General features: G+C 40.6%; 14 protein-coding genes and 2 rRNA genes. 6 read left to right on the plus strand and 10 right to left on the minus strand.

What is annotated here, in order from left to right:
* The 4 genes from BM232_RS13945 to BM232_RS13960 form a co-directional block, all read left to right on the plus strand.
* Nucleotides 1-131 (plus strand): 23S ribosomal RNA (locus BM232_RS13945); the annotation flags it as partial.
* Between the two features lie 98 nt (nt 132-229).
* Nucleotides 230-344, plus strand: a 5S ribosomal RNA gene (gene rrf / locus BM232_RS13950).
* A 414-nt stretch (nt 345-758) separates the two neighbouring features.
* Nucleotides 759-2,630 carry a sulfatase-like hydrolase/transferase gene (locus tag BM232_RS13955; RefSeq protein WP_091715924.1) on the plus strand — a complete coding sequence of 624 codons (1,872 nt, stop codon included), beginning with the start codon at nt 759-761 and terminating at the stop codon, nt 2,628-2,630.
* Nucleotides 2,631-2,820: 190 nt separating this feature from the next.
* Nucleotides 2,821-3,579 (plus strand): lipopolysaccharide kinase InaA family protein, encoded by a 759-nt coding sequence (locus tag BM232_RS13960; protein ID WP_091715926.1) that lies wholly within the window; start codon nt 2,821-2,823, stop codon nt 3,577-3,579.
* A gap of 7 nt (nt 3,580-3,586) precedes the next feature.
* Here the strand turns inward: BM232_RS13960 and BM232_RS13965 are convergent, their stop codons facing one another.
* Both BM232_RS13965 and BM232_RS13970 read right to left on the minus strand, forming a co-directional pair.
* On the minus strand, nt 3,587-3,955 hold the full coding sequence (locus BM232_RS13965) for a cupin domain-containing protein (RefSeq protein WP_091715929.1): 369 nt from the start codon (nt 3,953-3,955) through the stop codon (nt 3,587-3,589).
* Nucleotides 3,956-3,985: 30 nt separating this feature from the next.
* Nucleotides 3,986-4,753, minus strand: coding sequence for a class I SAM-dependent DNA methyltransferase (locus BM232_RS13970; RefSeq protein WP_177207339.1), 768 nt, complete (start codon nt 4,751-4,753; stop codon nt 3,986-3,988).
* A 115-nt stretch (nt 4,754-4,868) separates the two neighbouring features.
* On the opposite strand from BM232_RS13970, the gene BM232_RS13975 reads away from it, so the two are divergent.
* Together BM232_RS13975 and BM232_RS13980 are read left to right on the plus strand one after the other, a co-directional pair.
* Nucleotides 4,869-5,651, plus strand: coding sequence for a helix-turn-helix transcriptional regulator (locus tag BM232_RS13975; protein ID WP_091715934.1), 783 nt, complete (start codon nt 4,869-4,871; stop codon nt 5,649-5,651).
* Between the two features lie 163 nt (nt 5,652-5,814).
* Complete coding sequence (locus BM232_RS13980; protein ID WP_091715937.1) at nt 5,815-6,543, plus strand: alpha/beta hydrolase; 729 nt, start codon at nt 5,815-5,817, stop codon at nt 6,541-6,543.
* 19 nt (nt 6,544-6,562) lie between these two features.
* Here the strand turns inward: BM232_RS13980 and cysK are convergent, their stop codons facing one another.
* The 8 genes from cysK to BM232_RS14020 all read right to left on the minus strand — a co-directional run bounded on the left by cysK (nt 6,563) and on the right by BM232_RS14020 (nt 11,863).
* Nucleotides 6,563-7,519, minus strand: a complete 957-nt coding sequence (gene cysK / locus BM232_RS13985) for a cysteine synthase A (protein ID WP_177207340.1) — start codon at nt 7,517-7,519, stop codon at nt 6,563-6,565.
* Nucleotides 7,520-7,592: 73 nt separating this feature from the next.
* Nucleotides 7,593-7,808, minus strand: a complete 216-nt coding sequence (locus tag BM232_RS13990) for a putative signal transducing protein (protein WP_091715941.1) — start codon at nt 7,806-7,808, stop codon at nt 7,593-7,595.
* A gap of 56 nt (nt 7,809-7,864) precedes the next feature.
* A complete protein-coding gene (locus tag BM232_RS13995; protein WP_091715944.1) occupies nt 7,865-8,326 on the minus strand; it encodes a CBS domain-containing protein in 462 nt (153 codons plus the stop codon).
* Between the two features lie 22 nt (nt 8,327-8,348).
* Complete coding sequence (gene nqrM / locus BM232_RS14000) at nt 8,349-8,546, minus strand: (Na+)-NQR maturation NqrM (RefSeq protein ID WP_091715947.1); 198 nt, start codon at nt 8,544-8,546, stop codon at nt 8,349-8,351.
* Nucleotides 8,547-9,764, minus strand: coding sequence for an NADH:ubiquinone reductase (Na(+)-transporting) subunit F (gene nqrF, locus BM232_RS14005; RefSeq protein WP_091715949.1), 1,218 nt, complete (start codon nt 9,762-9,764; stop codon nt 8,547-8,549). It lies immediately after the preceding gene.
* Nucleotides 9,764-10,372 (minus strand): NADH:ubiquinone reductase (Na(+)-transporting) subunit E, encoded by a 609-nt coding sequence (gene nqrE / locus BM232_RS14010; RefSeq protein ID WP_007147056.1) that lies wholly within the window; start codon nt 10,370-10,372, stop codon nt 9,764-9,766. The genes nqrF and nqrE overlap by 1 nt, the downstream gene beginning before the upstream one ends.
* Nucleotides 10,373-11,035 carry an NADH:ubiquinone reductase (Na(+)-transporting) subunit D gene (locus BM232_RS14015; RefSeq protein WP_091715952.1) on the minus strand — a complete coding sequence of 221 codons (663 nt, stop codon included), beginning with the start codon at nt 11,033-11,035 and terminating at the stop codon, nt 10,373-10,375.
* Nucleotides 11,036-11,038: 3 nt separating this feature from the next.
* Entirely contained in the window at nt 11,039-11,863 is an 825-nt protein-coding gene (locus BM232_RS14020) for a Na(+)-translocating NADH-quinone reductase subunit C (RefSeq protein ID WP_091715955.1), read from the minus strand.
* Nucleotide 11,864: the final 1 nt, after the last annotated feature.

Raw genomic sequence — 11,864 nt, forward strand, 5'->3', positions numbered from 1 at the left:
CTCAAGATAAGTTCTCACTGGGATTTAATCCCCTAAAGGGCCGTGGAAGACTACCACGTTGATAGGCTGGGTGTGGAAGTGCAGTAATGTATGGAGCTAACCAGTACTAATTGCCCGTGAGGCTTGACCATATAACCCCAAGGGAACTTGGGGTGTTGCGAAGACACTTTACAAGAAAGACTTGTTACCGATTTCCGAGCGTCAGTAAGCACTGACGACACCAGTTATGCCTGGCGGCCATAGCGAGTTGGCACCACCTGATCCCATCCCGAACTCAGAAGTGAAACGACTTAGCGCCGATGATAGTGTGGGAGTTCCCATGTGAAAGTAGGTCACTGCCAGGCTTTAATACAACAGAAAAGGCCATCCTCATTGAGGGTGGCCTTTTTTGTTGCCTATAGGGTTGGGTGGTGATTTGGCTTGGACAGGTGAACGCGCCAAGTGCCCACATCGCCGGGAGCGATGAGGGACGACCGAAGGGAGATCGCGTAGCGATTTGCTCTAGGGATGGGCCAAACAAAGTAGGTCACCGATAACAGCATCCTGCGTTATCGGCATATATTACATCCATGTAAATAACGGCCTGGCTTTTTATTATCTGTAAGGTTTACAGGCACCATAACCGACAAGCCGACAACTGGCTGATAATTGCTAGCGTGTATGTCATATCACCTCTATCCTCAATATATCAAACACCTCTTAATACCACGTTAAGCTAAGTCCATTATTGTGACGGCCTGTATTTATGGACAGGTATTATGCTTAATTACACACGCCAAATTAGATTGTTTTTTACACTCAGTTATCTGATTCTTTTTTCGATCATTTGCCTGTTCTGGCCATATGCAAGAACGGATGGCGACTGGTTGCATCTATATTTATTTATCTCTTCAGCAATCTATGCATTACTGTATTTATTACCAGCTTTATTGATAACAAAGCTAATAGCGCTTATTGCTATTTTCAATAGGAAGTATGAGAAAAAATGGCTGTCAGTAAGCAAGAATATAGCTTGGATACTAACATCAGTAATATTTCTTGCCTTATATGCAGATTATGAGATTTATACGCTTTATGAATATCACTTTAACGGCTTTGTGTGGAACCTAATAATCACACCAGGTGGTATAGAGGCCCTTGGTGCGACGATGTCTACCAAAGTGACCATAGCTCTCGAAGTCATCGCTATTATTATATTGACGCTTGGTTTAATGTGGTTATGCGGTAAGCTAGCATCTAGAAACAGTATTACAGTCTCTAAGCGTATCTATATAACTTTATTAGTGACTTTGTTACTAGTAGCACCTTTAGAGGAAGGCGTGTATGCCTATAGTGTTTATACGGGTAAAGATGACCTTATTCGCGTCTCCAGTGTTATCCCTTTCCATCTGAAGTCTAGTGCACATAGTTTTTTCAAAAAAATGGGGGTTGAACAAAGTGGTCTTAAGAAATTAAGGCTGGCACAAGGGAAGATAAATTACCCGTTGGAAACGATTCAAACAAAACAATTAGCGACATATCCGAACATAATTATGCTTGTTGCAGAGTCTTTCCGCTGGGATTTACTTGACCCTGAAATAACACCTAACTTATGGAAATTCTCTCAGAAATCACTCACTTTTGATAATCATTATAGTGGCGGTAACCGAACAAGAATGGGGTTACTGTCAATGTTTTATGGTGTTGATGCACCATACTGGTATGGTTTTCAGCAGCAGAAGATTTCGCCTGTCCTGATGAATGTGCTGCGAGATAAAGGATATCAGTTTGATCTACACACTAGTCAGAGTTTTGATTATCCGGAATTACGCGATACGGTTTTTCATAATATGCCCGAATCTGTCATGGAAGAGTTGAAGGAGGGAGAACCATGGGCACGTGATCATGAGAATATCAGTCATATTATTAATAATATAAACGGTCGAAATAAAAGTCAGCCTTATTATAGCTTTATGTTTTTTGAGTCCACACATGCACCTTATGCATTTCCTGAATCAATGGCTATCAGAAAAGATTATCTTAAAGACATGAATTATGCTGATCTCAATTTGAGAGATAATATTCAACAAATCCATAATCGCTATATCAATGCTGCACATACAGTTGATGCTGAAGTGGGGCGTCTGCTTAATTATTTAGAAGAAAATAAATTATTAGATAATACGATCGTTTTATTTACTGGCGATCATGGCGAAGAATTCATGGAAAATGGACATTGGGGACATGGACATAATGAAATGTTTCCTGAGCAACAAATCCATGTACCGCTTATATTATCCATTCCTGGTACAAAGCCCGAACATATACAGCATAAAACGTCTCACATTCAGATCCCTGCGACCTTAATGGAAAAACTGGATGTAACAACTGATTCTGATAAATATGCACTGGCAGGTGATTTAAATTCAACGCTGCCGTATCTGGTTGCTGGAAACTATAATTATCTCTCTGTCATTGATGACAAACACAAAATTACTTTTCCTTTTACATCAACAGATTATTTTCACTATACCGTGTTCACCCGTGATGATAAAAGTGTGAATGCTGATGAAAAGCAGAAAGTCATTAAGCAAATGCAGCCTTTAATAGATGCTGTTGCAGAAGATTGTCAGCGCTTTATCAGCCATTAATTTAAGGAATGCCTATGTAAATAATCATATTTTGTTGTATTTATCACTAATAAGTAATAAAAGCTGTCTATCTGATGTAAAATAACAACAAATTCTGCTTGTATGTGAAGCTAACGGAAGTTCTTTACTTAATAACAAATATAAATCAGCAGAATAATGTGTTGATTTAAATAGTAGAGGATTGGGAGCTTTGATTAAAGAAGAGTGGACTGTTGCGAATAATACTGAAATTGCGGCAAAGCTCTCGGATTATTTTCCGACGTTAAAAAGTATATTTGATTATCAGTCGACCATCATTTCCAAAGGAACACAAAGTGAAGTGATGCGATTTAATATAGAGGATACGGGCTTTTATATTAAACGCTATTTTAGAACGAAGGGACTGAGGAGCTACATAGGCCATTCACGTTTACGAATGGAAATCCGTAATCAACATCGTTTCATAAAATGGGGACTTAATGCCGCTCCGGTGATTGCCTATGGTGAGCGCTACCGCTTTTCACATACACTTAACGGGGCACTAGTCACGCTAGCTGTAGACAATAGTTCTAATCTTGAAGAGATTTCCCGCAATTCACCTGAGTTATTTAAAAATAAGGCTTGGTTAAGCGAGGTGATAAAGCAGGTTGCAGAGATGGCTCGTATTCTTCATGACCATCGGTTTTGTCATAACGATCTGTTCCTAAGAAATTTACTCATACAACACAATAGTGACCAGCCAAAGCTATTTCTTATTGACTGTCCATCGGGATGTTTTTGGTTTGGCACTTTTCTTTCGAAACGTAAAGTTAAAGATATCGCTAGTCTGGATAAACATGCATCACTCTATTTATCCAGAACACAACGGTTACGTTTTTTGCTCTACTATCGGCAAAGTAAACGCCTCACTAGTAGTGATAAGCGCTTCATCAGAGATCTCCTAGCATATTCACACCGGAAAAATAGGTAATATTTTACTAGCTCAGTTCGGTATAGTTTGACTCATTAAAACGTGGCGTACAGATAGCTAAAAATATCAGATCGTTGTCACCATTATTGCTTATGCGTTGACGTGTTAAAGGTGGAATAATAACAACATCCCCTACGGACACGACTTGAGATGGCTCATCGCCAATTTCGACTATACCCTGACCTTCAAGAATCACGTAACGCTCAGTGGTTTCGTTTAAATGATGCCAGCGTGTTGTGACTCCTGGCCTGACTCTGGCCCGAGCAATAGATACATCAGGATCCGATGTCTGATTGGATAATTCATTTATAAAACATCCCTCAATAAAGAAATATTCTTTATCAGGGTCATAATGATAGATTGTGGTTTTTTCCATACTGTTATTTTATAACCATTATTTGATAAGTTATTGTTTCTTTGCCCAGTAAAGTCCTGTCTGTGGGCTGAAGCTGCCATCCTTCTCTATTGATAAAGCTCGTTTCACTTCCTGATTCGCATCTAATTGCAACTGCCTAAGTATGTCTACTTTATCTTCAGCGGTGTTCATTCTGTTTACCCATGTGTCAAATTGAAGTCTGGTTGGCCAGCTTTTATATTTTTCGATTGTGAAACCTGACGTTTCTAGCGCATGTCGCCATTCATTCTGATCACGGTTTCTCACGTGCGATGCATCACGTAGATATTCAATAGTTTGTAAATGGGTATCGACAATTTTATTTATCTCGCCCTCAATATCGATAATAAGCACATAACCACCTGTACGGACTGCGTTTCCTATTTGCTCTATCGCTGAATTAAAATCTGTCCAATGATGAGCACTGTAACGGCTACAAATCAGATCAATGTCAGAGAAATTTTGAGCTATTTCTTCGGCTCGACACTGTTTTATATCAAGATTAATAAAGCTTTTTGACTGTGCTTGCTCTTTGACGATATCAAGCATTGCACTAGATGAGTCAGTCGCTGTGACATTATCTATTAATGGTGCTAGTGCGTAACTAAGATGGCCTGCACCACAACCGATATCGATGGCTGATTTTATTTCTTTGTGGTGCTGTTCTATAAGCTCTTTAGCAAAAGCCAAATCAGGTCCCTGGCTGTGTACCTGACTTGTTAAATACTCATTTGCTTGAGAGTCGAATTGTTTGCCAACTGTTTGATGATGTGTGGTCATATCTGTCTCCATTTATCGGAAAACAAATCTTATCTTTCTCATTATAGTGTTACTAGATGATTAATTATCCTATTATAAAAACTGATGGTGTAATAATTTAAAAAGAAGTGAAGTGATGAGCAATACTCGAGATAATAGTTTAGGTGCATTTCTAAAATCGGCGAGAGAGCGAATATCCCCAAAGCAATTTGGTATAAAAAAGGGACGGAGACGGACGCCAGGACTTAGAAGAGAAGAAGTTGCTCAATTAAGTGATATAAGCACAACTTGGTATACATGGTTAGAGCAGGGTAGGACTACATCTGTATCTGGTCATTTATTAGCGAGACTTGCAAAAACACTGAAACTGTCTAATGCTGAACGCCATTATTTATTCAAACTAGCCAATCAATTAGATAAAGACGAAATAACAAAGTTATCACCAGAATTAAAACAGCACCTGTTAATGCTTACTGAAACGGTATCTGCACCAACTTATGTCATGGACCGTCACTGGGATCTGGTCGCCTGGAATGATGAATGTAAGAAACTATTTGATGGTTGGCTTACTACTGACAAAAGTAAAAACTTATTACGGTTTTTATTTCTGGATCCCCTAGCTAAAACTCTTATTAGTGATTGGCAACAACGTGCCGAACGCTTAGTTGCGGAGTACCGGGCTGATAGTGTCGACTGGCATTATGATAAGGTGCATCTGGCATTGGTTGACGAGCTTAGTGCCTTATCTGAGGAATTTAAATCAGCCTGGAACGAGCAGCATGTATTACCTAGAGAGGGCGGCAAAAGAGGTTTTTTCCAGTACGGCATTCAACGTTTCTACGAACAGTTTACTTTACGAATTGCCGATAATCTTGATATGAAAATGGTGATATTACGCCCTATAAACGAGAGTGATTAACCTCGACGCACTAAAATGTAGCGAAAAGTATAAATGCGTAACTGTTTGATTTCATTAGTTACGACGCTGGATTCTAGTCTATATAAGGTTTTCCATCACTGAATTATTAAGATGGCATTTGTTATGCAAGACACTATCTAACATATCTCATAGGGAGGTCTCTATGAAACTGTTAATGATAGTTTTGTTACTGCTCAGTGCTAAAACTGCATTCAGCGATACTTCTGTATCATGGAACCGCATTATTTTATCAGGCGGTGCATATACACTTATGGGCTTAGCTCCACCAGAACTGAGAGCAGCGGACACACTTAATATCTTTCTCGAAGGTGATGGAGCCCCTGGAACAGCATTAGAATTAGCTGAATTTATTGGTGGTAATAGTGTTTATATCGCCAGACCTTGTCAGTACTTTTCCCGTCAACAATCCACTAACTGTGATAAAGCCCTATGGACATCGCATCGATATTCGAGAGCAGTGATTGAGTCCATTAGTCGTGCCATCACAGCTATGAAAATTCGTTATCAAGCTAGTCGAGTTCGGCTTATCGGATTTTCAGGTGGTGGTGCTATTGCAACAATTATTGCTGCACAGCGTGATGATATTGACTTGCTTATTACCGTCGCTGGTAATCTTGATCATAAGCGCTGGACAGAGTTTAATGAAATTGCTCCTTTAATTGGCTCTTTAAATCCTATAGATTTCGCTCGCTCACTCGAACGTGTGAAACAGATTCATCTCATCGGAGAGCGAGACAACGTGGTTCCGGGATCAGTGCTGACATCGTATTTAGCTCATATGCAGAAACTGGATAATGTGAAAAGCTATATTATCTCTGGTGCTGACCACCTGTGCTGTTGGTCAATAGCACTTGCTAATGTATTGGATTAAAGAAACGACTTTGGCTAGCTTAATCCAAGCTAGCTAACCATTCATCATCTGAGCCTTCGTTCATGCCTTCAAAAAGGTATGTCGACAGATAACGTTCACCTGTATCAGGCAACATCGCCAGAATAGTGCTTCCAGGCTTGGCGTTTTCAGCGACTTTCATAGCTGCTGCTAATGTACCGCCACAGGATAAGCCAACGAAAATACCTTCTTCCCGGGCAAGACGTTGTGCCCAGTTTTTAGCTTCTTCATCTGTCACTGAGTAGAGTTCATCGTAGACATCACGATTTAACACGTCAGGAATAAAATCAGGCGTCCAACCTTGGATTTTATGTGGGGCCCACGCATTGCCCGCCAGCATTGAGGCTGCAGCAGGTTCAGTAGCAATTATCTTTGTTTCAGGACGGGCAGCTTTAATCATTTCACCTGCGCCGGTTAAGGTACCGCCTGTACCCCAACCAGAGACCCAGTAGTCAAGAGGTTTACCAGCGAAGTCTGAGAGAATTTCTGGCCCTGTCGTATTTCGGTGATAGGCTGGGTTAGCGGGGTTTTCGAATTGTCTGGCTAAAAACCAACCATATTTTTCAGCCAGTTCTTCAGCTTTTTTGACCATGCCTTTGCCGCTCTCAGCTGCTGGTGTTAAGATTACTTTAGCACCCAAGGCTCTCATAATCTTACGACGCTCGACAGAGAATGTTTCAACCATCGTAGCAACAAAAGAGTAGCCTTTTGCTGCACACACCATAGCGAGGGCAATACCTGTATTCCCAGATGTTGCTTCAACTACTGTCTGACCTGGTTTTAATATTCCCCGTTTTTCGGCATCATCTATGACAGCGTATGCCAGACGATCTTTGACTGACCCCATAGGATTAAATGACTCAACTTTCACATACATATCAACATGGTCTGGTGCTATGTTGTTAAGTTTGACTACAGGGGTATTACCGATAGTATCGAGAATGCTGTTATAAATCATAATGTGTTATCGCTTCTTTATGCTGAACAAAAAGCTTACATAAAATCTATTAATGCAGAGGGGCAGTCGTAAGCTAGAGTATGTTATTTTCGTAATCGTTAATAATTGACTGTGCAAGCGTTACTTTATTTTCTTCAACAAACACATGGGCAAAATCAGTGGCTGGAAGATCGCCGACGGCGCCTTGCAAATAGTGACCGCTTACGTAGCAGTTAATGTCATGGCTTTTTAACAAGCCTGCAACAATATGAGCTTCTAAAATATTGTTAGCACGAAACATCAATTGCATATGTCTCTCCAATGCTGTCGAGTCTTTCGCTAGTAAAACACGGTGCGTATTAGGGATTATTTTGTCGTGACGTGTATTTGCTGTTTAGTTGATTGTTTTGCAGGTTTTTTGCTGTTTTCGATATTCGAAGAGGTTTGTAATGCACGTAAAATATTCTGCCGGGTAATTGAACCCACTAAACGATTTTCTTTGATGACGGGTAAACATTTATATGCGGTGCTTAGAAATGTTTGAGCAACGTCGATAATTGAGTCATCAACATCAACGGTTGCACATGCCTCGTTCATAAATTCGCCAACTTGTCCTGCAGCTTCTCCTTGATATGCTGCATTCAACGCGACTTTCATACAATCTTTTTCAGACAAAAAGCCGATCATATTGCCATGATGATCGATAACAGGGGCACCAGATAACTTGAACTCAACCAGTTGATTAATCGCCCGCAAAATATCCATATCAGGCGTGAAGGTAATCTTAGTACCATTCATATAATCTTTGACTTTTAACGGCGCTAACATATTTAGCTCTCCTTAATATGCGTTATTGTTCCTGGGCTTTCCGTTTAGCACATTCTTCCCTTTCTTGGGCTGAACAAGCTCCGCCACAACTTCCACTTAAGCCAACTTGATTGAGACCACCGCAACTACCTTTAATGGCTGAGCGACCAAACAACACGCCTATTGCCATTGCTGCTACAACGACAAGTAATAAAACAAATGCGGCGATAAAAGTTGTCATTTAACCCCCAAAGTCATCTAGGAATATATTCTCTCTTTCTACCCCTAGATCTTCTAGCATACTAATGACCGCTGCGTTCATCATTGGCGGTCCACACATATAGAATTCACAATCTTCTGGTGCTGGATGATCTTTCAGATAGTTTTCATACAGTACATTGTGAATGAATCCAGTGTACCCCTGCCAGTTATCTTCTGGCAATGGATCTGATAAAGCCACATTCCAGGTGAAGTTTTCATTCTCAGCAGCTAGTTCATCAAAATCTTCTGTGTAGAACATTTCACGCAAGCTACGAGCACCGTACCAGAAGCTAAGTTTACGATCGGTTTTAATTCTACGAAGCTGATCGAAAATATGTGAACGCATCGGTGCCATACCTGCACCACCACCGATAAAGACCATTTCCTTATCAGTATCTTTAGCAAAGAATTCACCAAATGGACCTGAGATAGTGACTTTATCACCTGGTTTTAGGTTGAATATATATGATGACATTTGCCCTGGTGGAATATCATCATTATCTGGAGGCGGAGAAGCGATCCGCACATTCAGCATAATAATGCCTTCTTCTTCGGGGTAGTTCGCCATTGAATATGCGCGAACAACATCCTCTTTCACGACAGATTTATAACGCCACATATCAAAGCGATCCCAGTCACCTCTATACTCATCTTCTACATCAAAACTTTTGTATTCAACTGTATGAGGAGGGCATTCAATTTGAATAAAACCACCGGCGCGGAAATTCACATTCTCACCAACAGGTAATTCCAGTACCAATTCTTTGATGAATGTGGCGACGTTATGATTAGAGCGAACAGTACATTCCCATTTTTTGACACCGAAAACTTCTTCGGGGACTTCAATTTTCATGTTCTGTTTAACAGCAACCTGACACGATAAGCGATCACCTTCAGCCGCTTCACGTTTCGTGATATGCGATTCTTCTGTTGGCAGGATTGAACCACCACCTTCAAAGATTTTGACTTTACATTGCCCACAAGTACCACCACCGCCACAGGCAGAGGAGACAAATAAGTCTGCATCAGCAAGTGCACCTAGCAGTTTACTGCCGGCTTTTGTCTTGATGGTTTTTTCCTCATTGATGACGATTTCGATATCACCAGTTGAGACTAATCGTGAGCGTGCCCCCAGTATTAAAAATACCAAGGCCATGATGATAAGGGTAAATAGTACGATGCCGAGTACGATTTCCATTACAATTGAATCCCAGAAAATGCCATAAAACCAAGTGCCATAAGACCTGCAGTGATAAAGGTAATACCTAAACCTTGCAATCCATCAGGTACATCTGAATATTTGAGTTTTTCACGTATACCAGCAATTGCTGTAATCGCCATTGCCCAGCCAAGACCACTACCTACACCGTAAACAGCACTTTCAGATAGATTGTAGTCACGTTCAACCATAAATAAGGTGCCGCCCAGAATGGCACAGTTCACTGTAATTAATGGTAAGAAGATACCCAACGCGTTATATAAGGCTGGAGCATACTTATCCATTGCCATTTCAAGAATTTGTACCATGGCGGCAATAACACCGATATAGCTGATAAGACCCAGAAAGCTTAAATCAACATCAGGTAAACCTGCCCAGGCGAGTGCGCCATCTTTTAGCAAGTATTGATAGATTAAGTTATTCGCCGGAACAGTAATAGCTTGAACCATAATAACGGCAATACCAAGCCCAAGAGCTGTTTCAATCTTTTTCGATACAGCAAGGAAGGTACACATACCTAAAAAGAATGATAAAGCCAGATTCTCAATAAAAATTGAGCGTACGAACAGGCTTAGATAATGTTCCATCTACAATACCTCCGTACGATGAACTTGGTGAATTTGATAGTCAGGTGCTTCAACTTGTTCTTTTTTCCAGCTGCGGACAGCCCAGATAAGCAGACCAATAACAAAGAAAGCACTTGGTGGTAATAACATTAAACCGTTCGGTACATACCAACCACCATCGCTGGCTACTGGAATAACTTGATGACCAAATAATTTTCCTGCACCTAAAAGCTCACGACAGAAAGCAACCAGCATAAGAATCAGACTGTAACCTAATCCATTACCGATCCCATCCAGGAAGCTTAACATTGGTGGGTTTTTCATGGCATATGCTTCGGCACGACCCAATACGATACAGTTGGTGATAATCAAACCAACGAAAACCGACAGCTGTTTACTCGCCTCAAAAGCGTAAGCCTTTAGAATTTGATCAACAATAATAACCAGTGAAGCGATAATAGTCATTTGGACAATTATTCGAATACTGCTGGGAATATGTTTACGGATGGCACTGATACAGGCACTGGAGAAGGCTGTCACCGTCGTCAAAGCCAATGACATAATAAGTGCAGATGTCATATTGGTTGTTACCGCTAACGCAGAACAAATACCAAGGACCTGAAGTGTAATTGGATTGTTATCAATAAGAGGATCGATAACATTATTTTTTGCTTGGCTTGCCATAAGTTATTTCCCCAATTCAGAATGCATTTTTTTCAGATAAGGACCAAAACCTTCGTCCCCTAACCAGAATTGTAGAAGGTTTGTGACACCGTTACTGGTCAATGTTGCGCCTGATAAGCCGTCAACTTTATATTGGGCATTGACGGTATTTGGTTCAACATGTCCACGAATAACACGAATTTCGACATTACCTTCGGCATCAAATATTTTCTTACCAGCCCATTGTGCACGCCATTTCGGGTTATCAACTTCACCACCAAGTCCCGGTGTTTCCGCCTGTTCATAAAAACGTAAACCACGAACCGTATTGAAGTCACCTTCCAATGCAAGAAAGCCGTATAAAGTAGACCATAAACCATAACCATGAACTGGTAAAACGACTTGTTTAATGGTGTCACCATCTTTGAGAATATAAACAGGTGCATATTTAGCTCGACGGCCAATGCTTGCAATATCCTCTTTATCATCCAATTTGATGCTCGTCTGTGGATCGGCTGCTGCAGCCCGTTGGTCATAACTGACAGGGTCAATATTATTGTCAGCATAATTACCTGTACTTAAGTCGACTAGCTTGACTTCAAACTGACTAAATATTTCATCTACTGTTCCTGCCTGGTCACTCAGACCTGTGACAGCAAGGATATTCTTTTTGATATCGTCTTTTTTATTGTCGTCCTGTATCGGGCGTAGGTAAACAGCGGCTGTTGATACCATTACTGAACAAATCAGGCACAACAGAATGGCAATAAAAAGAGTTTTTTTCGGATCATCATTAGGCAAGTTGAGTAAACCACCCAATAATCCTTTTTTTGTATTAGTTTCAGCCATG

Source organism: Methylophaga sulfidovorans, assembly GCF_900114205.1.
Taxonomy (GTDB): domain Bacteria; phylum Pseudomonadota; class Gammaproteobacteria; order Nitrosococcales; family Methylophagaceae; genus Methylophaga; species Methylophaga sulfidovorans.